This is a genomic window from Streptomyces sp. NPDC041122 (assembly GCF_055592445.1).
This window is the reverse complement of sequence record NZ_JBVIYQ010000007.1, coordinates 466784-493025: the sequence shown is the minus strand read 5'-3', so window position 1 is coordinate 493025 and position 26242 is coordinate 466784. Positions and strand designations below refer to the sequence as shown.

At 70.0% G+C, this 26242-nt stretch carries 27 protein-coding genes and 1 pseudogene; 14 read left to right on the top strand and 14 right to left on the bottom strand.

The genetic code is table 11. The features are described from left to right. Positions 1-59: 59 nt before the first annotated feature. Both ACZ6B8_RS26560 and ACZ6B8_RS26555 read right to left on the bottom strand, forming a co-directional pair. Complete coding sequence (locus ACZ6B8_RS26560) at positions 60-905, bottom strand: hypothetical protein (RefSeq protein ID WP_471608889.1); 846 nt, start codon at positions 903-905, stop codon at positions 60-62. A gap of 327 nt (positions 906-1232) precedes the next feature. Further along, entirely contained in the window at positions 1233-1787 is a 555-nt protein-coding gene (locus tag ACZ6B8_RS26555; RefSeq protein ID WP_471070808.1) for a DUF6328 family protein, read from the bottom strand. A gap of 156 nt (positions 1788-1943) precedes the next feature. Here ACZ6B8_RS26555 and ACZ6B8_RS26550 point away from each other — a divergent pair, with 156 nt between their 5' ends. Next, the gene (locus ACZ6B8_RS26550; RefSeq protein WP_471070811.1) at positions 1944-2117 is read left to right on the top strand and encodes a CsbD family protein; all 174 of its coding nucleotides are present in this window, start codon (positions 1944-1946) and stop codon (positions 2115-2117) included. 101 nt (positions 2118-2218) lie between these two features. On the opposite strand, the gene ACZ6B8_RS26545 is transcribed toward ACZ6B8_RS26550, so the two are convergent. Continuing rightward, positions 2219-2551, bottom strand: coding sequence for a helix-turn-helix transcriptional regulator (locus ACZ6B8_RS26545; protein WP_471070814.1), 333 nt, complete (start codon positions 2549-2551; stop codon positions 2219-2221). A 123-nt stretch (positions 2552-2674) separates the two neighbouring features. On the opposite strand from ACZ6B8_RS26545, the gene ACZ6B8_RS26540 reads away from it, so the two are divergent. The 4 genes from ACZ6B8_RS26540 (at position 2675) to cobF (ending at position 6217) form a co-directional block, all read left to right on the top strand. Beyond that, positions 2675-3265: an STAS domain-containing protein gene (locus tag ACZ6B8_RS26540; protein WP_471608888.1), complete on the top strand. Its 591-nt coding sequence runs from the start codon at positions 2675-2677 to the stop codon at positions 3263-3265. Beyond that, the gene (locus tag ACZ6B8_RS26535) at positions 3253-4122 is read left to right on the top strand and encodes a SigB/SigF/SigG family RNA polymerase sigma factor (protein ID WP_471608887.1); all 870 of its coding nucleotides are present in this window, start codon (positions 3253-3255) and stop codon (positions 4120-4122) included. Before ACZ6B8_RS26540 ends, ACZ6B8_RS26535 begins: the two co-directional genes overlap by 13 nt. Positions 4123-4720: 598 nt before the next feature. After that, complete coding sequence (locus ACZ6B8_RS26530; RefSeq protein WP_471608886.1) at positions 4721-5122, top strand: response regulator; 402 nt, start codon at positions 4721-4723, stop codon at positions 5120-5122. Between the two features lie 300 nt (positions 5123-5422). Continuing rightward, positions 5423-6217 carry a precorrin-6A synthase (deacetylating) gene (cobF, locus tag ACZ6B8_RS26525; protein ID WP_471070826.1) on the top strand — a complete coding sequence of 265 codons (795 nt, stop codon included), beginning with the start codon at positions 5423-5425 and terminating at the stop codon, positions 6215-6217. A gap of 212 nt (positions 6218-6429) precedes the next feature. Here the strand turns inward: cobF and ACZ6B8_RS26520 are convergent, their stop codons facing one another. Continuing rightward, entirely contained in the window at positions 6430-6837 is a 408-nt protein-coding gene (locus ACZ6B8_RS26520; protein ID WP_471608885.1) for a hypothetical protein, read from the bottom strand. 188 nt (positions 6838-7025) lie between these two features. Here ACZ6B8_RS26520 and ACZ6B8_RS26515 point away from each other — a divergent pair. Further along, positions 7026-8600: pseudogene (locus ACZ6B8_RS26515) on the top strand (oxidoreductase). Positions 8601-9169: 569 nt separating this feature from the next. On the opposite strand, the gene ACZ6B8_RS26510 reads toward ACZ6B8_RS26515, so the two are convergent. The 3 genes from ACZ6B8_RS26510 to ACZ6B8_RS26500 all read right to left on the bottom strand — a co-directional run bounded on the left by ACZ6B8_RS26510 (position 9170) and on the right by ACZ6B8_RS26500 (position 11564). After that, positions 9170-9373, bottom strand: a complete 204-nt coding sequence (locus tag ACZ6B8_RS26510; protein ID WP_471608884.1) for a hypothetical protein — start codon at positions 9371-9373, stop codon at positions 9170-9172. Positions 9374-9688: 315 nt separating this feature from the next. Then, entirely contained in the window at positions 9689-10492 is an 804-nt protein-coding gene (locus ACZ6B8_RS26505) for a hypothetical protein (protein WP_471608883.1), read from the bottom strand. Between the two features lie 169 nt (positions 10493-10661). Beyond that, positions 10662-11564: a LysR family transcriptional regulator gene (locus tag ACZ6B8_RS26500; RefSeq protein ID WP_471608882.1), complete on the bottom strand. Its 903-nt coding sequence runs from the start codon at positions 11562-11564 to the stop codon at positions 10662-10664. Between the two features lie 188 nt (positions 11565-11752). On the opposite strand from ACZ6B8_RS26500, the gene ACZ6B8_RS26495 reads away from it, so the two are divergent. Beyond that, complete coding sequence (locus tag ACZ6B8_RS26495) at positions 11753-12058, top strand: DUF1330 domain-containing protein (protein ID WP_471070840.1); 306 nt, start codon at positions 11753-11755, stop codon at positions 12056-12058. A 130-nt stretch (positions 12059-12188) separates the two neighbouring features. On the opposite strand, the gene ACZ6B8_RS26490 is transcribed toward ACZ6B8_RS26495, so the two are convergent. Together ACZ6B8_RS26490 and ACZ6B8_RS26485 are read right to left on the bottom strand one after the other, a co-directional pair. Next, positions 12189-12872, bottom strand: coding sequence for an ABC transporter ATP-binding protein (locus ACZ6B8_RS26490; RefSeq protein ID WP_471608881.1), 684 nt, complete (start codon positions 12870-12872; stop codon positions 12189-12191). After that, on the bottom strand, positions 12869-13957 hold the full coding sequence (locus ACZ6B8_RS26485) for an ABC transporter permease (RefSeq protein ID WP_471608880.1): 1089 nt from the start codon (positions 13955-13957) through the stop codon (positions 12869-12871). The genes ACZ6B8_RS26490 and ACZ6B8_RS26485 overlap by 4 nt, the downstream gene beginning before the upstream one ends. Positions 13958-14129: 172 nt before the next feature. Here ACZ6B8_RS26485 and ACZ6B8_RS26480 point away from each other — a divergent pair, with 172 nt between their 5' ends. From ACZ6B8_RS26480 to ACZ6B8_RS26470, 3 genes are read left to right on the top strand one after another with little or no spacing between them, the layout of a single operon-like run. Next, positions 14130-15350, top strand: a complete 1221-nt coding sequence (locus ACZ6B8_RS26480; protein WP_471608879.1) for a sensor histidine kinase — start codon at positions 14130-14132, stop codon at positions 15348-15350. After that, positions 15347-15985: a response regulator gene (locus ACZ6B8_RS26475; RefSeq protein WP_471608878.1), complete on the top strand. Its 639-nt coding sequence runs from the start codon at positions 15347-15349 to the stop codon at positions 15983-15985. Before ACZ6B8_RS26480 ends, ACZ6B8_RS26475 begins: the two co-directional genes overlap by 4 nt. A 41-nt stretch (positions 15986-16026) precedes the next feature. Beyond that, positions 16027-16677, top strand: a complete 651-nt coding sequence (locus ACZ6B8_RS26470) for a hypothetical protein (RefSeq protein ID WP_471608877.1) — start codon at positions 16027-16029, stop codon at positions 16675-16677. Between the two features lie 669 nt (positions 16678-17346). On the opposite strand, the gene ACZ6B8_RS26465 is transcribed toward ACZ6B8_RS26470, so the two are convergent. Next, positions 17347-17751: a hypothetical protein gene (locus ACZ6B8_RS26465; RefSeq protein WP_471070859.1), complete on the bottom strand. Its 405-nt coding sequence runs from the start codon at positions 17749-17751 to the stop codon at positions 17347-17349. 677 nt (positions 17752-18428) lie between these two features. Here ACZ6B8_RS26465 and ACZ6B8_RS26460 point away from each other — a divergent pair. Then, positions 18429-18863, top strand: coding sequence for a hypothetical protein (locus tag ACZ6B8_RS26460; RefSeq protein WP_471070862.1), 435 nt, complete (start codon positions 18429-18431; stop codon positions 18861-18863). 147 nt (positions 18864-19010) lie between these two features. Here ACZ6B8_RS26460 and ACZ6B8_RS26455 read toward each other — a convergent pair whose 3' ends face one another. Further along, positions 19011-19700, bottom strand: a complete 690-nt coding sequence (locus ACZ6B8_RS26455; protein WP_471070865.1) for an SMI1/KNR4 family protein — start codon at positions 19698-19700, stop codon at positions 19011-19013. A gap of 468 nt (positions 19701-20168) precedes the next feature. Here ACZ6B8_RS26455 and ACZ6B8_RS26450 point away from each other — a divergent pair, with 468 nt between their 5' ends. Continuing rightward, entirely contained in the window at positions 20169-21647 is a 1479-nt protein-coding gene (locus tag ACZ6B8_RS26450) for an MFS transporter (RefSeq protein WP_471070868.1), read from the top strand. A gap of 370 nt (positions 21648-22017) precedes the next feature. Beyond that, on the top strand, positions 22018-22686 hold the full coding sequence (locus ACZ6B8_RS26445; RefSeq protein WP_471070871.1) for a hypothetical protein: 669 nt from the start codon (positions 22018-22020) through the stop codon (positions 22684-22686). 121 nt (positions 22687-22807) lie between these two features. Here the strand turns inward: ACZ6B8_RS26445 and ACZ6B8_RS26440 are convergent, their stop codons facing one another. The 3 genes from ACZ6B8_RS26440 to ACZ6B8_RS26430 form a co-directional block, all read right to left on the bottom strand. After that, on the bottom strand, positions 22808-23434 hold the full coding sequence (locus ACZ6B8_RS26440) for a TOPRIM nucleotidyl transferase/hydrolase domain-containing protein (protein WP_471070874.1): 627 nt from the start codon (positions 23432-23434) through the stop codon (positions 22808-22810). Between the two features lie 81 nt (positions 23435-23515). Beyond that, a complete protein-coding gene (locus tag ACZ6B8_RS26435; RefSeq protein ID WP_471070877.1) occupies positions 23516-24088 on the bottom strand; it encodes a putative immunity protein in 573 nt (190 codons plus the stop codon). Between the two features lie 97 nt (positions 24089-24185). Then, on the bottom strand, positions 24186-24989 hold the full coding sequence (locus ACZ6B8_RS26430; protein WP_471070880.1) for a methyltransferase domain-containing protein: 804 nt from the start codon (positions 24987-24989) through the stop codon (positions 24186-24188). A gap of 575 nt (positions 24990-25564) precedes the next feature. Between ACZ6B8_RS26430 and ACZ6B8_RS26425 the strand changes: the two genes are divergently transcribed. Beyond that, positions 25565-26062 carry a cupin domain-containing protein gene (locus ACZ6B8_RS26425; RefSeq protein ID WP_471070883.1) on the top strand — a complete coding sequence of 166 codons (498 nt, stop codon included), beginning with the start codon at positions 25565-25567 and terminating at the stop codon, positions 26060-26062. Positions 26063-26242: the final 180 nt, after the last annotated feature.

Sequence of the window (26242 nt, the reverse complement as noted above, 5' to 3'; positions counted from 1 at the left end):
CGGGGCCGATCTCTACCGGGTCAGGATCCGAGAGGAGCGACCTGGGAGTGCTCGACCTCTCAGTCGGATGTGAAGGCGGCCAGTGGCAGGGCTGCGGCGTCCTTCGCGGGGCGTGACAGGTGCAGAGCGGTGTGGAAGTAGCCGTCGCTCTCCTTGCCTTGGGGGTCCTCGCCGGCAGCCGTCACCGCAGCGATGGCGTACCGCTGCTCCTGCACGCTCGTGAACCGGCGTTGCGCGTAACTCGGAGCAGCCGCCTTCTCGGTGATGAGGCCATGGTGTGTCAGCCCGTCAGCGATGTGACGGTAGGAGCCGGTGCGCAGGACGAACGCCGCGACCCACACCGGGTCGTGAGCCGCGGCGAGGAGCGGTTGAAAGGTGCGCGGGGACAAGAAGCTCGCCCCGCCGGTCACGGTGATCAGAAGGACCGACTGCGCGGCGTGCAAGAGAGCGGGGGTGGGAGAACCCGTTTCGAGGTTCTCGGTGAAGCCTTCGTCCAGCAGACCGACGGCGAGAGCGTAGGAGATGGCGTTGGCTGCGATGTCGAGCCCGATCACACGGTGCGCGTCGGCACGTCGATGAGCGGCGTAGTAGGCGCGGTCCCGCTCGATCAGCTCCGCCGTGGTGAGCGCTGCGGCCTGTGGGGACGTGTAGTGGGCGTACAGGTCCTCCAGGGTGAGGTCGTGATTGAGAAGGGCCGCGTTGATGCCGTACGAGCAGCAGATGTCCAGCACCGTGAGCGGGCCTGCGGCGCGAGCGGTGCGCGTGCGGACGGCTCGCGCGCGGGCGGTAGCCATACGCCGAAATACCGCCTGCGCATGGTGAGGTGTCCGGTAGTCCCACTGGCCCAGGAGGCGGAAGAAAAGCCTGGGGTCCGGCTGGTCGTACGCCTCGTCGAACGAGGTCATCGCCCTCTGACCGCCCGCGGCCGGTACAAGCGGTGATGGGGCGCTCTCCAGGTCGCCTTGACCGTAGGGCCTCGCATGCGTCATCGCAGTGTCCCTTCCCGGGTCGGGGCCTCCTCGGCTTCGACCAGGAATACCGTCCGACCCGCGAGCCCGGAAAGGGCGCATCTGTAAATCCAGCCACAAGATCGCCGCTGCCGTCGACAGTGCCGTGGTCGTAGCCGTGGTCGTATACGACCACGGCACACCGCTGCCCCATCGCCCTCTCGACCGGCCCGGTCCAAGCGAGTGAGCGAGCGTGCAAACGCTCTCCTTCGGCCCGCCGTCTCCTCAGCCGCGTGTCAGTTCACGTCGGGTGGAGCGCCTCTTGAGGTAGAGCGGCAGCCCGTACCAACACACGCCGAACCACAGGAGAATCGATCCTGCGAAAATCTCCGCGAGCAGATCCGGCAGCACCACGTGCAGTATCAGGAGCACCGTGCCGCTGATCGTGAGCGACAGGAGCACCAGCCCCGTCACCATGAACCGTCCGGCCATCGCCACGAGGTCGTCTTTCATCTGCCGGCCCGTCAGGAGCCGGTGCAGCGATACGGGAGCGATCAGCGCCCCGGTGGCCGCGGCTCCCAGAATGACCGTCGCCACGTAGATGGTGGTGTCAAAGGTGCCGAGGTCGTCGAAGCGTGAGGTGAAGGCCACGCTCAGCAGGAACCCGAAAAGGATCTGCACACCGGTCTGCGCGACCCGGGTCTCCTGCAGCACCTCGGCCCAGCGCCGATTGACTCTCTCGTGTCTCTCCTCCTGGTCGTGCCTCTCCTCCCGGTCGTGTCTCTCCGCCCGGTCGCCTTCCGTAGGCGTGTCCGGCCTTGCCATCTCGTCCGTAGTCACCGACTGCCTCCTTCGCAGAGACCTCCAATGCCCACCCTCGCGGCGATTACGTCTGCCCGGACGTCGTGGTCGGCGACTTCGATCATGTTTAGGAGAGGTTCTGGCGGACAACCGCGATGACGTACCCATAGTCGAAGCCAGGGAGCGTGAGCTGACATGACCGCCAACGAGAAGGCCAAGGCGAAGACCGACCAGGCCGCCGGCGCGGCGAAGGAAGCTGCCGGACGCACCGTGGGCAACGAACGGCTCACCGCCGAGGGCAAGGCCCAGCAGATGACCGGGGATGCCCGCCAGGCCAAGGAGAAGGTCAAGGACATCGGCAAGCACTGAAGCACCGCACCACAAGCGTGTGGGGGCGCCCCTGCTCCATGGGAGGCGCCCCCACACGCTTGTGGTGTGCCGTGCCCTGTTCAGGACATGTCGTGCCCTGTTCAGGACATGTGCAGTGCGGGGGTGGTGCGGTCGGCTTCGTCGCGCGCGAGCAGCGCCAGCAAAGAGGCCACGCTCACGTCGGCCTCAGCCGGGTGACGCAGGATCTTAGAGGGGTCGATCGCATAGATGTTGCCGCGGCCCTCCCGCGTGCGGGAAAGGTAACCGGCCTCTTCGAGGTCGGTGATGATGCGTTGGACGGCCCGCTCGGTCAGGCGGCAGTGCACCGCCAGATCCCGTATGCGGACCTGCCGGTTGTCGGCGATCGCGGCCAGCACTCGGGCGTGGTTGGTCAAGAACGTCCACCCAGCGTGTGACGTGGTCAGCTCCTCCATCCGGCCAGTCTAGAACGTCACCCGCCACATGAAACACGAATTACTTTTCCGGTCTCAGTTGACGTGATTCGAAGTTCGTACCAAGCTGTGGGGCGCCAACGAACAGAACGGGAGGTGGGGGCGGTGCTCGACGGTATGGAGCCTGCGATCTGGACCGCAGTTGATACGAACGGCGATCCGCTGTCCGTCCATACGGTTCCCACGGTCCCCCTCATCGAGACCTGCGATCGCGGCGAGCGGATCGACGTGCTGGTACGCGGTGAGGTCGACATCGATGTCGCCTCCGCCTTCCACGAGGCGTTGCGCACCGCCCTGGACCTGTCGGTTGCAGGACTGGATCTGGAACTTGAGCCGTTGCGGTTCTGCGATGTCGCCGGTCTCAGGGTCTTGCTGCAGGTCCGCACGGCGGCCCTGGAGGCGGGCAAGACCCTGCGCATCCGCTCGGCCAGTCCTCTCGTCGCGCGGCTGCTGCGCATCACCCGTACCGACAGGTTGTTCAGCGCGACGGCCGAGCCGGGGAGGGCAGTGGCCTGCTCCCCCACCGAGTTCGCGCTGCCCTCCACGCGCCGTGCCATCACGCCTGCGGACAGCTCTCGCGCCGACAGCCGTCTTACGGCAGCGCGCATGACCCAACAGTCGAGACCCCACCACTCACGCGACACCTCGCCGCAATCCGCCGACACCACCCAGGGAGCACCCTCATGCACGCCGTGACGGCACCCGAGCACACCCCCCACGCAGCCGCACGGACCCCGGACGACCTGATCGAGCGCGCCTACGCCGACCCTTCCTCGGTCCGCCCCACGGATGCCCGTGAGATCGGTCGGCACTTCTTCGACCGCCTCACCCACCTCGAAGAGGGCACGCGCGAGTACAGCTACGTCCGCAACTGCCTGATCGAGATGAACCTCTCCCTCGTGCAGTACGCGGCCTCCCGCTTCAAGCACCGCGGCCAGCAGGAGATGGAAGACATCGTCCAGGTCGGCACCATCGGCCTCATCAAGGCGATCGACCGGTTCGAACTCACCCGCGAAGTCGAGTTCACCTCCTTCGCGGTGCCCTACATCACCGGCGAGATCAAGCGCTTCTTCCGCGACACCTCCTGGGCCGTCCACGTGCCCCGCCGCCTGCAGGAAGCCCGCATCGAACTGTCCAAGGCCACCGAGGAACTGCGCACCCGCCTGGGCCGCTCCCCCTCGACCGCCGAACTGGCCGAACTGATGCAACTCGACCCCTCCGAGGTCACCGAGGCACAGAAGGCCTCCAACGGCTACAGCAGCGTCTCCCTGGACGCCGCCGTCTCCGGCAAGGACGACGAGTCCGACACCATGCTCGCCGACTTCATCGGCATCGACGAAGACCGCTACGAACTCGTCGAGAACTTCCACTCCCTCGCCCCCCTCATCGCCGACCTCGACGAGCGCGAGCGCCGCATCATCCACCTCCGCTTCGTCGAAGAGCACACCCAGAGCGACATCGCCGCCGAACTCGGCTGCTCCCAGATGCACGTCTCCCGCCTCATCAGCAAGCTCATCGCCAAGCTCCGCACCGGCCTGACGGCAACCGAGTAACAGCCCCCCACACACACGCTCAGCCGGCCCAGAGCTCCGCGTTCGCCTCGTGGCGACGCGGAGCTCTGCCGTGGTCGGGGGCAAGTCGTGGGCGGGTTGATCCGCCGACTACGCCTGATCCGCCGACTACGCCGGTGCCCTCGGAGCTCTCTACCAACAAGCTTTCACCCACTGCCTCGACCTCGCCCGCCTGCTCGAAGGCGCCCAGCAGGACGGGGAGTTGAAGGTGGAGAGCGACCACTCTTACGTGTCCGACCAGTTCGGGCACAGGATCCTCCCGCATTCACGACGGGCACGACACTTACTTTTGTACGGCCCGGTCGCTCAGCTACCGCGACCTGCGCGACCTGCACCTGAACGTAAAGGCGTCATGGGCTCGTGCCCCCGCTCGCCGCGACGGCCCGCGCGCTTACTCGCGGCGCTCGGCGACTACGCACCGTGACGCAGACGCGGGGCGTCCACGGCGCCTGCTCTAAATGCTCAGCAGCCCACCTCCGGTGGGGCCGACGCAGCAGCCAGGCAGGCGCTCCGCGCCCCCGCTCCCTCCGCCAGGGCTGCCGAACAAGCACAGTCCCCGCGGCGGGGGCAAGCTGGTTGCATGATGACCGTGCTGATCGTGGCCGACGACGCCGTGGCCGCGTCGTTGCGTCCCCTCGTGCAGGACGGCCCGCACTTTCGGGTGATCTCCCACGCGAGCGGGCCCGTCCAGGCCCTGGCCCAGGCCCGCGCGCTGCTGCCCGACATCGTGCTGATCGACAGCTCCGCTCCCGGCGCCGCCGGGCAGGGGCTGGGTACCTTGTTCCAAGGTGTCCGTGGCCTGCAGCCGCCCAGTGGCGTGATCTGGCACCTGTCCTCGCAGGCGCCGGTCGCATCCGCCTTCCTCGAGGAGGTCGAGGGCAGCGTGCACGTCGTTCGCCACGGCGACCGGGCCGCCCTTCGCGCGGCCCAGCTGGCCATCGGTCGGCGCCGGGCGAGTTGCGATCCCGACCAGCCGGCCTGAGCGTCTCGGGTGACGTGAGCGGCTTGCCCGGCCGCCGACGCCGACGCCGACGGCCGCGACGCGCCACGACGCGAACGCATGCGTGGGGGGGGTCCGGATCAGGGCTTGAAGCGGTGATGGACCCGATCGCGCACCGTGAGGAATCCGGCTCACCCCGGGCACCGAGCTGTCCTCTCGTATCCAGCGGCGAAGAGGAACCGAAAAGCAGAGCGGGTGGCGCCCGGGCCACCGTCCGTTCCCCCGTGACCGGCGCCCTGGGCCTGTGCGCGTCACCCGATCCGGCCCTGGAAGACTGCCCGCATGAACACCGAGCAGCGCGCGATCCTCGTCATCGGCATCGGGGCCGGCGACCCCGACCACTTGACCCTCCAGGCCGTGAAGGCGATTCGCCGGGCCGACGTCTTCTTCATCGTCGGCAAGGGCCCTCACAAGGCGTCCCTCACGGACCTGCGCCACCAGATGATCGAGGAGCACGCGCAGGGCCCGTACCGCGTGGTGGAGGTCGAGGATCCGAGCCGCGACCGGCGGCCGATGGACCGCTCCGACTACGCCGCGGCCGTCCAGGACTGGCGCGAGCGGCGCGGTGACATCTTCGAACGCGCGATGCGCGAGGAGATGACGGCCGGCGAGACGGGCGCGTTTCTCGTCTGGGGCGACCCCTCCCTCTACGACAGCACGCTCGGCATCCTCGGCGACATCGAGGACCGCGGCGCGCTCTCCGTCCAGGTCGAGGTGATCCCCGGCATCACCAGCGTCGCCTCCCTGACCGCCCGGCACCGCATCCCGCTCAACCAGGTGGGCCGACCGGTGCACATCACCCCGGCCCGTCGCCTCGCCGACGTGGGCCAGAACGACGACGGCGACATCGTCGTCATGCTGGACGCACACGAGTCGTTCACCCAGGTCGAGGGCGACGACGTGTGGATCTACTGGGGCGCCTATCTGGGCACCCCCGAAGAACTCCTCGTCGCGGGGCCGTTGCGTGAGGTGTCCGACCGTATCCGCCGGATCCGCGCGGAGGCCCGGGAGCGGCATGGGTGGATCATGGACACGTATCTGCTGCGGATCGTCAAGGGCGCGAGTTCGCCGGAGTGAGCGCGGCCCCGTAGCCGCCCGCGCGGAGGCGCGCACGCGGCTGTGGTCGTCGAGGTTGGCCAACTGGCTGGCTTGCTGGCTTGCTGGCTTGCTGGCGCGTCAATGTCAGCGCGAACCAGGGCTATTCGCTCGGCGGACTCACCCTGGAACAGGTCGTTGGGAGCGGTCGCGGAGGGGGTGGGGGTGGGAGGGGACGGCCAGCACGGCGGTCGTCAACGTTCCGGAATTCTGGTCCACCACCAGCGCGCCGCCCATTCGTTGAGGTTGCGTTCCGGCAAGGTGCGGCGCTCGAGCTCCTCGTCGATGCGTGTGATCAATCGTCCCAAGTCCCGCTTGGCTCCGGGTGGAAGGTAGAGCATCACCCACTCCAGGTCGTCACGGGCGTCACACACACCGGGCGAGTCGAACGCTGTGGCCTCCAAGTAGCGCCCGGATTCTTGGAAGCGGTGCTCTAGGCACGCGAGGGCGTGGGCGACCGCGTTGGGCCACATCTCCTGGTCCTCGACGCGGCGGATCGCCGCGCGAGTCCGCGCGGAGACGCCGGAGACCCGCAGGACCGGATACTGCCATCGGGGCCGCCACCGCTGCGCGCGGACGGCCTTGGGGCGCCTACGCGGCATCGCCCTTTCGGATCAACATGGGGCCATCCTGCCACGGTCAAGAGGGCCACTGACCCAACGTCCATCGGGTCGAGCCCCCGAGTCTCCCGAGTCCCCCGAGCCCTCACGCACGTCGAATACGCCGAGCACGAGCGAATCCCACATCACCGCGTCGGTCGACCTCTCGAGAAGATCACTACGCTGAACGAGTGCTCTCATACGACGAGTTGACTTCTCCCGAGCGCGCGCTGTGGGACGCGTTCCCCCAAGGCCGCCACGTCGACCTGTGCGCGGGTGTGCCCGAGGACGACCACGCTTTCGGAGGTGACCGATGGGGCCCCGAGCGGACGGTCCGTGCCGCCGTGATCGTGGCACTCCTCCAGGGGGCCAACGCCGAGCAGCCGAGCGCCGTCGCCTGTCTGAGGCTCGCCGGGGCGCGGATATCCGGACGCCTCAACCTGGCCGGCGCACAGATCGCTCACGCCCTCTGGCTGGAGCACTGTTGGTTCGAGGAGGGAGTGGACCTCTCCGGAGCTTCGGCCCAGTCCATCGCGATCGTGAGCAGCCGAGTGCCGGGCGTGGAGGCCGGCTCGGTCCGGGTCGAGGGGCGCCTCGATCTGCGGCGCTGCCGCCTGGAAAGCGGATCCGCCTCGCCCTTCCACCGTCGGGTCACCGCCTTGTCCCTCATCAACGCCCACGTGAGCGGCGCCGTGAACCTCAACGGTGCCGAGATCAACGCACCCGGGGAGTGGGCGCTCTCGGCCGGCGGGCTGGTCGCCGAGGGGGGCTTCTACTGCAAGGACGGCTTTGTCGCGCACGGCGAAGTCCGTCTCATGGGGGCGCAGTTGCCGGACGGACTGCACATGCGAGGAGCGTTGCTGGACCATCCCGGCCCGCGCGGGGTGGCGCTCGCCCTGGACAATGCCGTGGCCTCGACGCTCGACTTCTCCGACGGGTTCACCGCTCACGGTACGGTGCGGCTGCGGGGCGCTCAGGCCTCGGATCTGACCTTTGCCGGGGCCGTCCTGCACGGACCCCCGGACAGCCACGGACCGTCGGTGGAGGCGGCGTTGGTGCAGGCCGTCGACTTCGATTTCACGCCGGCCCGGCCGCCGTCCGGTGTCGTGGACCTGCGGGGCGCGCACGTGTCGTACCTCCACGACAGCGACCAGAGCTGGCCGGAGGTGGTGGAACTGGACGGCTTCGTCTACGGCTCCATCAGGTCGGACGAGACGGGCGGGCGACGGGACGACGCGGCGGGGCGCAGGGACTCGGTGGGGGGCAGGGATTCCGTCGCGCGCCGCGTGGCGTGGATCCGTCGCGGGCCCGGCTACAGCCCGCAGCCGTATGAGCAGTTGGCGAGTTGGTAACGCAAGGCCGGCCACGACGACGAGGCGCGGCGCGTACTCCTGGCCAAACAGCGCCATCGGCGTCGGACGCTGCGTCCGGCCGCGCGTGCGTGGGGGCACCTGATCGACGCGACCGTCGGCTATGGCTATCGCCCCTGGCTGGCAGGCGTCTGGCTGCTCGCACTGACTCTGCTGGGCACGGTGTCCTTCGGCACCCACTCCCCCAGCCCGGTCAAGCAAGGCGAAGGCGCGCCCTTGCAGCCCCTCGTCTACACCCTCGACCTCTTGATCCCCATCGGAGGTCTGGGTCAGCGCACGGCCTGGTACTGGTCGCACGGCGGCCTCCAGTGGCTGTCCTACCTGCTCATCGCCTTCGGCTGGCTGCTGACGACCGCCCTCATCTCGGGCGTCACCCGCACCCTGCAGAGGAACTGAGGTACGACGGCGTCCGTGCCGGCGGACGAATACGCCCTCGCCGCTTCCTGGTTCGCCGGGACGAGCCCCGTGGCGGGGTGGGGCCGGCGCGCCGCTGGCCGGCACAACCGTGTTGCAGGTACTTCAGTGCACGTGTCCATCCTGCGCTCGGGCGACGCCAGTCTCATGGGTCCCAAGTTCCACCTGGACTTCCGTTCCCACAGCAGGGAGATATTGCGGGGTTTCACGCACTTCGTCGTGTGCGTCGGTTGATCGCGGTTCCTCGGACGGGGCCGACGCCCACCGTTGCCCGCCACGTGGAGGTGATGCCTCCGAGCCGCTCCCGTAGTTGACCGGTCGTGCAGGGCCCGTCGCTCAGGGCCGGAGCACCACGGCACTCCAGGTGTCGGAGCGCGATGCCGGGGCGTCGGGTACGGCGAGGCTCTGTTGTCGTCCGGCTCGGACCGGACAACCGGAGCCGCACTCGCTCCGCCACCGGCACAGCGTGCCGGACGCGCGCCGCTGGAGTGGAATCCCGACGGCGCCGCGTCACCTCAGCACAGCACAGCACAAGGGTCACTGATGTGGCGCTAGCCGGGATTCAGAACCTCATCGTCCGCGTGCGTGCCGAGCTCGGCGACGCGCACCTCCGCGATCTGCTCGTACCGGCTGATCCGGTCGGTCCACTCCGCGTCGACACCGAACGCCACCTGCGCGAAGCCCACCCGCCCGACGGCCTCGGCCAAGCCCGGATCACCGGGGGCCAGCAGGCGCACTGGCGCGTCGAGCGCCACGGTGTGGGCGGCACGAAGTACTCGTCCGGCAGAACGGCTCGCGCATGGACGAGGGCGCCGCCAGCGACACCCGCGCTCTCGGCCCCACGCGGACATCACCGGCCAGAGTGGCCGTCGGGGCGACGTAGGCGGTGGGATGGACCTGCGGTTCATACCCGCGATGCCGGATGCGGATTCCCTGCGTTGCAGCGATCATGAGCGGATTCTCGCCCGACCGGCCGCGAGCATGCTGACGGATTCCCGACATCACGTCCGGCGAGACTTTCGCCGTCCGCGATCTGAGGCACTACAGGGCGAACGTTGGCTGATGCGGCACTAGTTCGACTTGCCGAGCGGCTGGAGGCCGGCGCACAGGGCGGACGGGAAGGCGGGCTCGATGCGGTGCACGTCGACGCATCCGCCTTTCTTGCTGCGGGCAATCGGCTTCCAGCCCGTCTTCTCGGCACGGAAGAACCACCGGTCGCCGAGGCTCGCCCCGCAGCCCTGACCGGCGCCCTCGGCGCAGGCCGGGCCCATGCGCGAGGAGACGTCGAACACCAGCCACTTCCCATCGCAGTGCTCCTCGCCGCGCATGGTGTGGTTCGGAACGTCGAGAGCCATCACCGCCTGGTCGTAGGAGGCGGGGGTGCAGCCGGTGGGAGCGGGGTGGCAGCCCCGTTCGCCGCACAGGCGCAGCTCGGGCAGGTGGGCGCCGTCGGCGGTGAACGCCGTGTTGGTGTCCATGGCCAGTTCACGGTGACCGAGCGGGGAGGGCAGCCGTACCTTCGCCGTGGCCGTCGCGGTTGCACGGCAGTCGTCGTGCGGGGCGCCGCCCGTCAGGGCGGAGAACGTCACCTGCACCCATACGGTGCGCTTCGAGGTGTCGGTGACGACCGCCTTCAGATCGCGGGCACATGTCTTCCCGCCGCCGGGCACCTCGGCGTCGACGCTGAGCGTGCGCCGGTCGTCGGCGAGGCGGGCGGCGGTCACCCCGAACGGCGCGAACGTCTGCCAACGCGGCGACTCCGTCGGACTCGCCGCGCCGGCCGGCCCGGCATGCAGCGTCCCGCAAGCAGTGAGCAGCAGCAGACCGACAGCGCTCAGCAGAGCGACCACGCCCCCTGGTCTTGTACGTCGCATGTGTTCGAGCCCCCCGAGTATCTGTGATCCCACGGCCGACTATAGAGCGACGCGTGCACGTCAGGTTCTGCGCGGCCACGACGTCGAGGAGGTCCCCGTGACATCCGCCGGGCGCACGGTCTTCGGCCTCGCCACCTCACGGCATCCGTCTCGCTTGACCCCTCGCGCGTCAGTCCGGCAGCCAGCGCAGCTCGTGCGCCAGGGTTCTGGCGACGGCGCGGATGCGGCGGTGCAGCGGCGACTGGTCGCGTGGGAGGACCAGGTGGATCGTCAGGCCGGGCGCGCCTCGCAGCGGTCGCCAGGTGAGACCGGCCGGTTGTGCCGTGGCCGCGGCTTCTCCGGCCGGGGCGAGGGTGACCCCGTCGCGCAGGTCGCGCTGAGACAGGTCGAAGGAGACTGCGGGCGTGCGGAATCGGGGGTGTGGTCGGGTGTCCCGGAACAGTGCGGACAGCTGATCGTGGATCACGGGGTTGGCCGCACGGTCCGGGAGGCGCAGTGGATACGCGGCCGCGTCGGCGACCTCGATCTCCGGGAGTTCGGCCAGCGGATGGTGCTGCGCCAGCTGGACCCCGACGCGCTCACGCCGCAGCAGGGACCGCCGCACGTCGCGGCCCGGCTGTTCACCGCGGGTGATCCCGGCATCGATACGCCCGTCGGCGACCGCGGGGGAGATCTCCGGTGTCGCCATCGGGACCGCGCCGACATCGAGTCCGGTGTTGCCGCGAATCAGCCTGTCCACCAGGGCCGGTGCCGTTTCGGCCCCGGTGCTGAGGCTGTATCCGATGCGCAGCGTACCCAGTTCACCGGCCGCCGCGCTCCGAGCGGTGTCCCAGGCCCGGTCCAGCGCCGCCAGCGCGGGCGGCGCCGACTCCGCCAAAGCCGCACCGGCCGTGGTCAGTACGACGCTACGCGTGTTGCGGACCAGCAGGGCCGTCCCGAGCTCCGCCTCCAACCGGCGTATCCGGGCGCTGAGTGCGGGCTGTGCGATGCCGATCCGGGCGGCCGCGCGGGTGAAGTTCAACTCCTGCGCCAGCACCAGGAAGTACCGCAGGCTCACCGTATCCGGCGCCACGCGCCCTCCCCGCCGATTGATAACGATCCGTTCTGAGCCTATCCCGAACCGGTCTTTCCCTCGGCCGCGCATCAAGCCCTAACCTGCGCGTATGACGGTGCAATTGACTGCGGCACTCGTCGTCGGGATCGATCGATCCGAGGGGCAATTCGACGTCGGACGTGTCCGGCCGAACACAGGAGGTTTTCATGGGTAAGGGCTACTGGGTCAGTGTCTACCCCGCCGATTCCGACCCTGAGAGGCTGACCGCCTACGACAAGCTGGCCGGTGCGGCTGTCCGGGCTGGGGGCGGTCGCGCCCTGTCCCGGATTCCGTCCCGTGGCGGTCGAGTCGTCGCCCACGAGGCCGGCATCACGCAACGCGCCGTTCTGATCGAGTTCGACACCTTCGAACAGGCCGTCGCGGCATACGAGAGCGAGGCATACCAGGAGGCGATGGTGGCCCTCCCTGACGGTTTTCAGCGCGATTTCCGCATCATCGAAGGAGTCGACTGATCGGCGGGGCACAGCCGTCGATCAGCGTCCGCCGCCTGATACGCCCACGGCGCACGTTGAACGGGGGCTCACGAGAATGTTCTAAACCACGCGTAGCCCGTTGCCGACCCGTTGCCGGTGAGCCGCTCCCTCACCGGCACGTGGATGGAAGGCAAAGGCGCCCGTCGTGGACCTCGGTGATGCGGTCGGCGGCGGTGAGGTGGGTGCGGTCGTGGGTGACCAGGACTGTCGCGGTGGCCTGCTGGTGGGTGAGGCGGGTGATGAGGTCCAGGACCGCGGCGCCTCGTTCACGGTCGAGGGCGCTGGTGGGCTCGTCGATCAGGAGGACGGTGGGGTCGTTCATCAGGGCGCGCGCGATGTTGACGCGCTGGCGCTGGCCACCGGAGAGCTGGTGAGGGCGGCGATCGGCCTGGCCGGCGAGGCCGACGGCATCGAGGAGTTCCAGCGCTCGGGTGCGGGCGGTGCGGGGCCTGCGGCCGTCGATCTGAGCCATGACTTGGAGTTGTTCGGCGGCGGTGAGGGAGGGGAGGAGGTTGGGCTGCTGGAAGACGATGCCGATCTTGTGGCGGCGCAGTTCGGTCAGTTCGCCACGGGTGAGGCCGGTGGTGCTCTGCCCGTCGATGGTGACGGTGCCGGTGTCGGGGGTGATCAGGGTGGCGGCGACCGCGAGGAGGCTGGACTTGCCGGAGCCGGAGGGGCCCACCACGGCGGTCAGGCTGCCCTTGGCGACCGCCAGGCTGACCTGGTCGAGAGCGGTCAGGCGGGTTTCGCCGTCGGGGTAAGTGAGGGTGATTCCGGTCAGGTTAAGACTCATCGGGCGCTCCCCAGGGCGGTCAGCGGGTCGACAGAGGTGATGCGGCGGATGGACAGGGCGGCCCCGAGCGCGCCGAGAAGAATGATCACGGCCGCCGGGATCAGGACAGTGGCGGGAGTGAGGAGGAACGGCACGGCGGAGCCGGATACGAGTGCGCCGAGGGCGGCGGCGATGCCGGTACCGATGAGGGTGCCGCCGACGAGCAGGACGACTGCCAGGCCGAGGGCGTCCTTGAGCAGGTTGGCGGTGGAGGCGCCCAGAGCCTTGAGGACGGCGACGTCACCGCTGCGCTGAATGGTCCAGACGGTGAAGAAGGCCCCGATGACAAGGGCGGAGATCGCGAAGAGGAAGCCACGCATCAGTTGCAGGGAGCCGTTCTCGGAGGCGTAGGAGCCGATCGCGGACAGCGAGTCGCCGGTGGGGACCGTCTTGGTGCCGGCCTGGTGGTCGGTGGCCGCCGTATCGGCTTCGGAGGTGGTACTCAAGGCGATGACGGTCGCGGTCGGTCCGTCCGCGTCGCCGGCGGGTGGGGCGGTCTTGCGCCAGGTGTCCAGGCTGGTCCAGATCACCGGGGTGTGGCTGTAGTGGGCGTCGCCCTGGACGGCGGCCACGGTCAGCTGCCGGCCTGCCAGAGTGAGGGAGTCTCCGGCCCGTACGCCGAGGTCGTCGGCGGCGCCGGCGGACAGCACCGCCGTGCTGCCGGTGATCCTGTCGCTGTCCGGGGCGAGGCGGGAGCCGGGCCCGACGCCGAAGGCCGAGACCCCGATGCTCGTATCCCCCGCGGTGGCCCTGGTCGTGGCGATCCCCAGCGGATCGGCACTCTCGACACCGGGCGCCTCGGACCACTTCCTCCACTGTGCCTGTGTGACGGTGGAATTGGCGTACGACAGGTCCCGACCGCCGCCGGGATCCTGGAAGGCGATCTTGTCGGCGGGCAGGGATGTGATCGCGGAGATGTTCTGCCGTCCGAGGCCGGCCGTCAGCCCGGACAGCAGCCCGACCAGCAGAGTGATCAGCACGATGACGGCGCCCATGAGGGCGAAGCGCCCCTTGGCGAACTTCAGGTCTCTCCAGGCGACGAACACGGCCTTGGCCTGTCCTTTCCGGCGGCGGAAGCGGTAGGCCTCCACCGTCGCCGTCGGCCCCGTGTGCGCGCGTCTGCCGCAGGAGAGCTCTTGGCGGGCCGAAAGACGGCGCGCGGGTTCTAACTTTTGATGGAGGCTCCTCCGGCGTCGGCTTCGTAACCTGGGACGCACTGTGAACACTGCCGCCCCTGCCCTGACCCCGACCACCCGGACCCTGGCCTGGTGTCTGCACCTGCTGATCGTCGGCCTGCTCGCCCTGGCCGCCGGCCGGGCCGTGGCCGACGACCGGCCCCACGACGGATGGATCATCGCCACGGCAGCCGTGTGCGGTCTGGTGTACGCGGCGGGGCCCGCGCTGCCGGCCGTACGCCGCTCACAGCGGGCCGCCGCACTGTGGCTGGCCGTGGTGGGCACCTGCTGGCTGGTGCTGCTGGCCCTGTCCCCCGACGCCGTGTGGGTGGCCTTCCCGCTCTACTTCCTCCAGCTGCATCTGCTGCCCCGCCGCACCGCACTGGCAGCCGTGACCGCCACCGCCGCCTCGGCCGTCGCGGGCTTCGCCGCCCACCAGCACTCCTTCGGTCCCGCCATGGCCATCGGCCCTGCCCTCGGCGCGGCCGTCGCCGTCGCGGTGGTGTGGGGTTACCAGGCCCTGTACCGGGAGAGCGAACACCGCCGCCGGCTGATCGAGCAACTCACCGCCACCCGCGCCGACCTGGCGGCAGCCCAGCACACCGCGGGCGTACTGGCCGAACGCGACCGTCTGGCGCGCGAGATCCACGACACCACCGCCCAGGGCCTGGCCAGCATCCAGTTGTTGCTGCGCGCCGCCGATCGAGCGCTGCCCCACGCCCCGGAGAACGCGGCCCGCTACGTCGACCAGGCCCGGCAGGCCGCCGTCGACAACCTCGCCGAGGCCCGCCGTTTCGTCGCCGCCCTCACCCCGCCCACGCTGGAAGGCACCACCCTGGCCGACGCCCTGGAACGCCTGTGTACCACCACCTCTGCCCGGCACCGGATCACCGCACGCTTCCACCTCACCGGCGACCCCGCCCCGCTCACCACCGCGCACGAGGTCGCACTGCTGCGCATCGCCCAGTCCGCCCTGGCCAACACCGTCCAGCACGCCGAGGCCGCCACCGTCGACGTCACGCTCAACTGCCTCGTCGACCATGTCGTCCTCGACGTCGTCGACGACGGACGCGGCTTCGACCCCACCCTCCTGCCCTCCCCCGACCCCGAGACCGGCGGCTTCGGGCTGGCCGCCATGCGTGCCCGCACCCAGGCCCTCGGCGGCACCCTCACCATCGAGTCCGGCCCCGGCCACGGCACCGCCCTGGCCGTCCGGTTGCCCTTCTCCCAGCCGGCCGGCACCGAGCCCGAGGACCGCCCGTGACCGACGACGCACCCATCCGCCTGCTCCTGGCCGACGACCACCCGGTCGTACGGGCCGGACTGCGCGCCGTGCTGGAAACCGAGCCCGGCCTCGTCGTCACGGCCGAAGCCGCCACCGCCGAGGACGCCGTCAGCCGCGCCGCCGAGGGCGACATCGACGTCGTCCTGATGGACCTGCAGTTCGGCAAGGGCATGGGCGGCGCCGAGGCCACCGCCCGGATCACCGCCCGGCCCGGAGCCCCCCGCGTACTGATCGTCACCACCTATGACTCCGACGCCGACACCCTGCCCGCCATCGAAGCCGGCGCCACGGGCTACCTCCTCAAGGACGCCCCACCCGAGGACCTGGCCGCCGCCGTACGGACCGCGGCCACGGGCCGCACCACACTCGCTCCCAGCGTCGCGGACCGGCTGATGAACCGGCTCCGCTCCCCCGGCGCCGCCCTGACCCGGCGCGAGACCGAAGTTCTCACCCTGGTCGCCGACGGTCTGTCCAACCAGGCAATCGGCGCACGTCTGCACCTGACCGAAGGCACGGTCAAATCCCATCTCGCCCGCATTTACGCCAAACTCGACGTCGACTCCCGCACCGCCGCCGTCGCCACGGCCACGGACCTCGGCCTCATCCGGCGTTGAGCGGGGCGAAAGTGAGGCCACCCAACAGCGACACTGGAGTCGTGCTGATCATGGATGCCGTGCTGGAGACCCACGGCGCCACCGACTTCGCTCGCTGGCCCCTCGCTGACCCGACCTCAGATCATCTACTGGCGCTGTCCGGCGAACTGTCCGAGCGAGAGCTCGGCACGGCAATGGCGGCTCTGACCTGCTACAACGTGGACGATCGTGAGACTGAGGCCAACGGTTCCGCCGAGATCTCGGAGCAGATGAGCCAGCTGCTGAGGACCGAGGATGTCGCTGCTCCCGGCGGACTGAGGATCCGGAGCACCGACACCGGCGCCACCGTGGTGCCCGGATGCTGCTTCGGCCTGGAGAGCTGGCGAGACTGGCTCGCACTGATGCGGGGCGAGGAGCCGTGGCTCGGCCACGACCCTACTCCGGGCATCGAACACGTCGGGGCGATGGTGCGGCTGTGGCCTGACGCAGATGAACGGGATGGACGTCCCATCGAGCTGCCACGTGCGCAACTGCCGTACCTCCTGGGCTCCGTTCAGGACCAGTTGCTCGGCTTCTTGGCGTCCGTCGAAAAATGGACTACACGGCACGCCCCGTCGCTCGCCACCACCGTCGTCGCGAAGCTCGACGAGGACCTGAACATCGGATCCCCTCTCCTGGAACCGGACCGAGCCCAAGAACTCCCAATGGAATGATCTTCACGGGGTTGTTTGGATCATTCCGGGGCCGGTGACCTGAGGCGCGGGTGGCTCGGCCGAGGCCGTGGGAAGTCGACGATCAGGCTGCAGGCTGCCGAGACGGAGGCGGCGCGGACCGGGGCGTCGTGAAGTCCACGGCGAGCCGCGCTACTCACGGCTCTGGCCAGAAGACTCAGGGAGACGCCATGACAGCCGTCGAGGACCGCCTCCGCGCCGCACTGCACGCCCGGGCCGGCCAAGTCACCGCCCTCAGCCCGACCTCCTCGCCATCGACCCGCGTACGGAGGGTCATCCACCCCGGACTGCGCAAGGCCCCGGTAGTCCTTCTGGCCGCCGTACTGGCAGCCGTCCTCCTCTTGCTGCCACGGCTCCTCACACGGGGCGACTCATCAGTCCCCGCCGACACTCCCCTGCCGCCCAGCCCGAGCAACAGCGCATCACCTTCACCCGCCTCTCCCCCGCCGGACGAGACGCCTGGGCCCATCGCACCGTAGCGCGCCCGCAGTCGGGCACCGGGGCATTCTCGGCCCGACGCCCAGGCCTTGGAGATCGTTTGTGAACCACGGCGTCGGCGCCAACGACCGACCCGCCCCTCCCCCAGCGCGCCACGTCTCACACCCAAGCCGTTGACCAGCACAGCGCTGACGGGCAGACCTGGTAGAAGTGCTAGACCAGGGGCCTGCGTTCGGGCCACCACCGCTGGACGGCCTCAACGGTCGTCGTCGGGCTCACGTTGAAACAGAGCTTCGCGCCGGGTGCCAGTTCGCGGGTGGCGTCGACCAAGACCTCGAGGAGCGGCGTCAGCACCGGGTCCAGCCGGATGCCGGCGCCGATCACCACGATGTCGTAGTCCTTCCGGGACAGCGCGGCGCGGTAGACCGCCTCGGCCGTGCGACCGTAGTCGAGCAGGCAGAGGTCGACGGTGAAGCCGAGCTCCTGGAGCCGCGCCCGCTCGGCGGCCACCCCGACCCTGACCGTCTCGGCGTCGAGCTCGGGGAACGCCGCCCGCGACGAGGGCGCGGCGTCCACCAGCGCGGGATCAAGTCCGACGGTGAGTATGGACGGTGACATGCCGCGATACCTCCTGCGCCAGTGCTTCTGCCTTTCCGGAGTGAGGATAGGCATGGGGGCGGCAGCGCGGCAGATCGCCTCGATGTCACACACGGTCATCCGACGGGCTCCCAAGGCGTACGGCCGTCCACCGTGACGCACAACACCGGCCGACTGTCCGCTTCAGGACCTCCAGCCTGTCCGTTTCAGTGCTTACGGCCCCCTAGTTCACGAAATTCTCAGGCTACCTTTCCCTCCTCTTGATCTTGTTTCTACTGGGAGGGGAACGTGTGACGACACGTCGCAGGCGCAGATCCGGGTGTGTGTTGACCACGTGCCTCCCGCTGTCCGGACTGCTTGTCGTGGAGGCCGCCGTATCGGGTCTCGGCGCGGTCGAGGCGGCTGCCACCGCGCGCGTGAGCGCCGTGGCCGAACCAGCGGCCGGAGACGACGCCACCGCCCCCGTCCTTCGGGCTCGCCCCGAGGACGAGCGCGTCGAGGTCGTCGGGGAACGCACCGAGACCAGGACGGTGCAGGCCAACCGGCAGGGCGAGCGCCGACGTCACGTCACTGGCGCAGGCGTGGGCCGCCGACCCGCACAACGAGAACACACTGGGCCTGCGTGCGCGGGACGAGAAGCCCGGGAGGCGCAGTTGAGACGTGGAAGCCGATACGGGCGGGGTCGCGGCCGGGCCCCCTTGACCGCCGCGGTCGCCATGGTCGCGGCCACGGCTCTCCTGCTCGGGGCGTGCACCACCGATCACACACCCCCGCACGTCAAGGACGGCCGAGCCGACCTCGACCTCTCCGTGACCGGGCAGCCCGCCTCGGAGACCCTGGCCCTGGTCGAGAAGGCCCTCGTGCGCCTCCAGCGGCATGACGAGGAGGGTCTGGCGAAGCTGTCGTACGACGGCGAGGACGCCGAGAAGACCGCGGAGAGGTGGGTGGCGAAGTGGGGTGACGCGGCGCAGCGGCCGATGACCGCCGACTTCGCCGTCGACCCGAAGAAGTACGTGACCGTGAAGGTCCGCTTCCGCGGCGTGCGGGGCGTCCTGCCCCTCACCCTCGAAGCGGACACCGACGACGACTGGGCCTACGGAATCGTCATGGGCAAGGAGTCCGACAAGCAGTAACTGGCCCTGGAAAGCCGCTGGTTGCCAGAAGGCCCCGGAGTGGCGGACGCTCCGGGGCCTTCGCCTTGCTCGGGCCCGCCCCACACTCCCCTGTCCGAGCCGGCTCCATGAGGGACGGCTCAGGGATCGCTGACCCGTCGGCATGCCTCAGGACCCGCTTCCCTCTGCGCTCTCCGGCGCCCGCCACGCCAGCCGTTCCGTGCAGGTCAGCCAGTGCATGTACCACTGCGCGAACGTGACCCGGTCCGTGCTGTCGAGGAAATGGAACGGGATCACGCCCTCCGCCGCCGCTCGGACGTCCTGCCACATCGTGCCGCGCTCGGGACCTGTCAGCACGAGGAGCGTGTAATAGGCGCAGCCCTGATCGCTCACGTAGAGCGCGCCCTCGGTCAACGATTCGAGGAGCTCGTCGTCGCGTGCGTCCCAGGCAGCGTAGGCCGCGCGGAACCGCTCGTGGTCCTCGGCGGAGTCGCCGTAGGCCGCACGGTAGGGCTCCGCCGCCTGGTGCTGCTCCCACTCCGCCGTACGCTCGGGGCGGAACGGCAGGGCACGGCGGGGCGGGGCGGTCTCCCCTGGCTCAGGCGGCTCGATCGCGAACAGTCCGTAGTCCGGGCCCGCACCGCCCGCGCCCACCTCGAGCTGAAAGCTCCGGTACTCCGCGGGGAAGCGCACTCCGCGCTGCCGCTCCACCGCGCGCATCTGCTCCTCGGTCAGAACCGGCCGCAGCTCGAACTCGTGCCCGGACTCCTTGAAGTACGCGCCGAACACCGCCCGCCGGTTCGGCGCGTCCCGAAGCGCGAGCACGCGCTCTCTCACACCGGTCCATGTCTCGCCCACCCCGCGCACCTCCCCGTTCGGGCCCGCCTCCGAAAGGCCCGGCCCCGCTCACGGCCACCGTACGCACTCGATCAACCGAGCAGTGCCGCAGCTGTGCGACCAGCCGACCGACCGTCCAGAAGCCGCCCCGGTCCTTCGCATACTGAGGTGCGAAGGGCCCTTGAGGTGGCATACGGTGGTCAGGACTCGGCGTCGGGGATCTCGGCGGCCGAGGCTCCTGTTCCTTCTGCATCGATCTTGAGGTGACGACCTATTAACCAGGCCATGTAGTCGTCCGCGTTCCCCACGTGCTGTCTTGTCGCACGTGTCCGGGGCGGACGTCGCGCTGGCCTGAGTTGCGTCACCCTTCCCGCAGTTTTTCCTTCCCGGGTGCAGCTCTGCCGTCTGCCCCCGGCCTTCGTGTTCTCCGGCCTTGGTGTGGCTGTCCGCAGGGCTCCCCCGATTCCTTCGGATCAGGAGCTTCCCGTCGTGTCCTCCTTCGCACTCGACAACGAGCCACAGCACACCACCCAGCCCCCGACCCACCCCGCACCCGGCCTGTCGAAGATGGGTCTGGGCGCCTGGATCGCCCTCCTGGTGCTCCTGGGCGCCGAGCTGATGGACATGATCGACCAGTCGGTCGTCCTCACCGCCCTGCCCGCCATCCAGGAGTCGACCGGCGCCGGGCCGGACGCGGTGCAGTGGCTGACCACCGGCTATTCACTGCCCATCGCCGTCGGGCTGATCACCGGCGGACGCCTCGGCGACCTCTGCGGCCGGCGCAGGATCCTCCTCATCGGCACCGTCGTGTTCACCACGGCCTCGCTGCTGTGCGGCCTCGCCACCGGTCCGGGCGTGCTGATCGGTGCCCGCGGGGTCCAGGGCGTGGGAGTGGCTCTGATGATCCCGCAGATCCTCGCCACCCTGCATGTCACCTTCGAGGGGCAGAACCGCAGCAAAGTGTTCGGCCTGTACGGCGCCGTCATGTCCCTCGCCAACGTCCTGGGCCCGGTGGTGGGCGGCCTGCTGACCGAGGCGGACCTGTTCGGGCAGACGTGGCGGCCGATCTTCCTGGTCAACGTGCCCGTCGGCCTCACCGTCCTGCTTCTGGGACGCAGGTTCATTCCCGAGTCGACCATGAAGAAGGCCGGCCGGCTCGACCTCATCGGCATGCTGCTGTCCGCCCTGGCCATCGTCCTGATCGTCTTCCCTCTCACCGAAGGACATCTTCACCACTGGCCGTTCTGGTGCCTCGTCCTGCTCGCCACCGGCCTCCTCGTGCTCGGTGTCTTCCTGCGCCACCAGCGGCGCAAGCAGAACGACGCGCCCCTCGTGCCCTTGTCCCTGTTCCGGACTCGGCAGTTCTCCGGCGGCATGGCCGCGCAGTTGCTGCACGGCCTGCTGTGCGGGCTGTTCTTCATGACCTGGACGCTCTACCTCCAACTCGGTCTGGGCATGACCCCCTTCCACGCGGCCTTGGCCTTCGTGCTGCTCTCCCTGGGGGAGCTGGCCGGTGCGACGGTCACGGCGAAGAGCGGTGGACGCTTCGCCCGCCGGCTGCCGCAGGCCGGAGTCCTCGTCACGCTCGCTTCGATGGCCGCTTACGGGATCCAGGCCGACACGGGTGCGGCGGAGCCGACCCTGTCGGCGATGGCCGCCCCGGTCGTACTGATCGGCTTCGGTCTCGGCATGGTCAGCGGCCCGCTCGCCGACATGTCGCTGGCGCGGATCCCGCACGAGGACGCCGGATCGGCTTCGGGCCTGTTCAATACCGTCATGCATCTGGGCATCGCCCTCGGTACCGCGCTCACCGCCCTGGTGTTCTTCACCACCACCAACGGCTCCCCCGACCCCGCGCTCAACCGCGAGGCGTTCATTGCGGTGCTGTGGTGGGTCGGTGGCCTCCTCGCCCTGATGTGGACGCTGATGTTCTGCCTGCCCAAGTACGCGGACAAGCAGACGGACTGAGCCACCCTCAGGTCTCCGGGCCCCGGTCACGACGACGTCGACCGGGGCCTGGGCCGCTCTCGGCCGCTCTTCGACTCTCGGCGTGCCCGGCATGTCGGATGGGCGCCGGCGCAGTTGCGTGCGCGCCCCTCAGCGAGGCGGCGCCTCCGACCGTGCGGTCGGCTGACCGCTGCACTGATACGGCGGCACCCTCACCGATGGTGCCGCCGTACCCGCGTACCCGGGCCCCCGAATGCTTCGGCGCCTGCCGGCGAACGGGCCCGTCCGCCTCTCTGCGCCCCCGCTGCACCCTGGCCCGGCCCCGGCGCCTCCCTGACGGTGGTCGGGGGACCACCCCGCAGCGCCGCTCCCGAAGGCTCCGGAGGACACCGTGATTCACATCAGTGAGACCCTGGCCCTGCAAACCGTCGAGGAGTTCCTGACCCCCGACGAGCTCTCCCAGCTCCGCAAGATCATGGACGCCGAGCAGCGAAGCACCGGCTGGACCCCGCGGTTCCAGGCCGAGGTACTCCCCGCGCCCGCCCCGGCCCAGGAGATCCTCGGGTTCGCCGCCGAGCGGGCCCTGCCGGCGATCCGCCAGTCGATGCCCTCCATCAGCGCCGCGGCACCGTGGGGTTATACCGAGCTGGCCCCCGGCGCGGCGGTGCCCACCCATCTCGATGGGATACCCGCACCCGGCGCCGCCCCGCGCCGTCTGGGGCGCCTCGGCGTCGTCCTACAAGACGCGGACGAGGGCGGCGACTTCTACATCGAGACGACGTCCAGCAACACCGTCTGGTCCGGCGAGGTGGTCGGTGAAGCCGAAGGCTTCCTGCCCGGCACCCCGCTCACCCATCGGCTCCCGCACGCGCCCTCACCGGACACGCACCTGCACGACACGGAACCTGCCTGGCTGCGCGCGGCACAGCGCACCCGCTGGATCACCGACGCCGCGGCGGGTACCGGTGTCGCCTACGGCTCGCAGGTCATCCACGGCGTCCTGCCCGTGCGGGCGGGCCTGCTGCGCAAGTTCGTCACCGATCTGCTGGACGCCACGTGAGGCGATCCGTGATGCAACCACCGCGTCGTCGCGGGTGGTTGGCGGTGTCCGTGATGCCGGAAGGCGGGTGGGGACGTGGTCCGGCGGCCGACTCGGGTAGTACGTGCCCTCGCCGGCGCCCTCACACGCTCGTGAGGAGGGCGTCGAGCGGGGCCGGCACCTCATCGGGAGCCAGGGCCTCGGTCAGCAGGCGGCCGTAGCGGATCTTGCGGCCCTTCTTCGTGCCCAGGAAGCGTCGCAGCTGGTGTTCCCGGGGGCGGCCGTGTTGTGCGGGCTGGCGCACGAACGTCTGCCATGCTCGCAGGTCGCCCTCGACCCGGACGATCTCCTCAACCGTCTCCGTGCCCAGCGCGCGAATGAGCTCCTCCTCCAGGTCCGCGTCGCACACGAAGAAGCCGTCGTGCGGCGCGCCCGCCCGCTCAAGGCCCCGTTCGTAGAAGCCCTGTTCGTTCACGTCGCACAGTCCCGTCAGGCGCAGCCCGAGTCCGGGCGGCCCGAGGAGGGATGCGTAGCGGCCGATGCTCATCGCCCCGCCCATCGGCAGGACGCACACGCCTTCCGCGGCCAGGTCCCGGCCCCGCCGTGCGGCAAGCGCCTCCACCGCCTCGAAGTCGCTCGGCCCCTCCAGCAGCACCACGGTCCGCACTCCGAGTCGCACCGCCAGATCCCCCGCCGACGCACCGGCACCGTCGGAACCGCCACTCGCCCAGTCGTCGACCGCGTCCCGGAACGCCTTCATGTCCGCCATAGGGGCGAGTCTGCACCTCCGGCGCCGTGACGGCAGGGAATTTTCCGTGCGCGAGACGGCCTCCGCCACGTACGACGGAAGTCACGGTCCCGAAGGATCGCGGGCGTCGCGGAGGGCACCGAGTTCGCGGACGTCCCCGTCCAGCATGCGGATCAGTTCGCCGACCCGGCCTCCGCCGCCCGGCGCCGCCGGAAACCGTGCCAGCACGTCGGCCACGGCGACGGTCGCCCGCCGCGCCGTTTGCTGCGCCTGTTCGGCACCGACATTGCGGTCGTCCCCGGCGACCAGTTCGGCCGCTCTGGCCGCGTGCGCCCCGGCGCCGAGGATGTGCTTGACCTGCGTGGCCTTGGCCAGGGGGTGCAAGTAGGCCGCACCTGCCGCGGCCATCGCCGCCCGGGCCGCCTCGCGCGCGGCCGGCCCGGCCGTGTCGTTGGCGGCCTTGAGCGCGGCCCACGCCGTGTCGCGCAAGGACTTTCCCCGCTCGCCGCCCCGGGCGAACGCCCACGCCGCGTCGATCGCGGCCCGCGGGCGCGGGTCGTCCCCTCGATCGGCCTCGAACACGTCGAGGACGGCCTCAGCACACGCGGCGGCGAACGCGGTGACCTCACGGAGATCCTGCTTGCTCAGGACGATGTCATCGGCTTCCGCCGCCATGCCGCTCTCCCTTTCACCCTCCATCACGACTTCCCCCTCAACCACGGCTTTCCCCTTCACCACGCGCCCCTTGATCCGCCACCCCGGCCTTCCGCCGCTACGGCCTGCGTCCCCACGCGGAGATCATCGGCGCGGTGGCGAGGTCGAGGCGTCCGGTGGCCACGTTCGCCAGGTGGCGGTCGATCTCCTCGTCGGTGGCCAGGCCTTCGGCCACGAGCAGGGGGCGGATCTGTCGCACCGTCGCCGCCTCCAGGACGACACAGGCAGGCGAGGTGATCGGGAAGTACGCGTCGGCCTGCACGTCGTCCAGACCGGCCTCGCGCAGCAGCCGGGGCAGGGTCCGCCCGTACGCGAGATCCGCCCCGCGCGCCGCCATCAGCGCGCGGAAGCCGGAGCGCAGCCGATTGGCCAGCCGCTGCTCGGGGCCCGACTCCTCCGGGCACAGCAGGGGCTGAAGCCCCGGGTCGGCGTCCTCCAGGAGCAGCCGGCCGCCCGGTCGCAGCGCCTGCACCATTCGGCGCAGCGCCTCGGCGCGGTCGGCGACGTGGACGAGGACCAGCCTGGCGTGGACGAGGTCGAAGCCGCCGGGTGGCGGCGGATCGGCGGCCACGTCGTGGCGCAGCACCTCGATCGCGCCGCCCGCGGTGTCGCGGGTCCAGGACACGTCGATGTCGGTGGCGACCACCGCTCCCGTGGGTCCGACGCGCTCGGCCAGTCCGAGGGGTACGGAGGGGCCGCCGGCGCCGATCTCCCAGCACCGCATGCCCGCGGTCAGGCCGAGCCCGTCGATGTGCCGGAAGGTGACCGGGTCGAACAGCTCGCTGAGCGCCTCGAACCGGATCCCTGCCTCGGATTGCCGGTTGTCCAGCAGGTACTCGTGATCCGTGTCGCGGTCAGCCATGGGAGCGATTCTGGCAGAGGGGCGGCAGGCCGCCGATTGCCCGGTGTGTCATAGGTCACCCGGTATGGGGCGGTCGGTCCGGAACAACCCGGGACCGGGCGTCGTTCCTTCAGGTGTGGCTGCGGAGGGGACAGTGTCCCCGGGCCTCACCTATAGCCCATGGGGACGATCGTTCGGCTGAAGCCCCATGGAGCCTTTCGCCGAGAGGCGACCGCCCTCCGCGTGCCACCTCTCACGGCCCCGGCTGGTCTCCCCCGTCCAGCCGGGGTCTTTGATCTTTTCTGAGCGAGTTGTCCCGAACGGTCTTCACTCGCAGGTTTCGCGGCCGGCTCCCCTTGGGTGATGTCGCGCAGAGCTCGCCGCCGACCGTCACCCGGCCCCGGATTCCGTCCGCACCGCGCCGCCGTTCCGCGTGCCCCGCCGCGGCCCCGGCGAGTCGGCGACACCGACAAAATTGACCCATGAACAACGCCCTCAAATGCACCTCATCACAGGTCTATTGGCTCCATAGAGTTGTACTCACAAGGCGCCGGGAAGGCCCGGAGCCGCACAGCACAGCAGAGGAAGAACCCGTGATGAACGAGCAGACCGCGCCCAAGGCCGTCCTCACCCGCGCCGCCACCGCCGAGACCACCGCGGACCCGAGCAGCGTCATGACCCTGCTCGCGGACCACGGCAGCGACGGCAGCGCGCTCACCAGTTACCGCTCCACGTTCGCGAAGGGTGCGGTCGGCGCTCCCGCGCATTTCCACACCAGAGCGTCGGAGATGTTCTTCGTCGTGGACGGCGCCCTCCAGGTGTTGATCGACGACGAAGTGAAGGTCCTGGAGAAGGGCGACTTCCTGCTGGTGCCGCCGCACACCCCGCACGCCTTCGCCGCGGCTCCGGGGCGGGAGGCGGACGTGCTGTTCGTCTTCAGCCCGGGCATGCCGCGCTTCGACTATCTGCGCCTGCTCGGACGGGTGATGCGCGGGGAGGCAAGCTTCGAGGAGATCAAGAACTCCTCGGAGCTGTACGACAACCACTACGTGGACAGCCCGGTCTGGCAGAAGGCCCTGCAGGCCGCCAAGTAACGACCCTCCGGGCTCTATGGGGCTCTACCCACGGGGCTCTACGGCCTCTACAGGCCTCTACAGGGCGTAGAGGAAGGTTCCCCGTGGGCCGATTCCACGCTCCTACTGATGCCCTCGCGTACCTTGCAGCCGGATCGTGTGGTGGAGATCGCCGGGACACCGCGCCGACGGCCCGCGTGA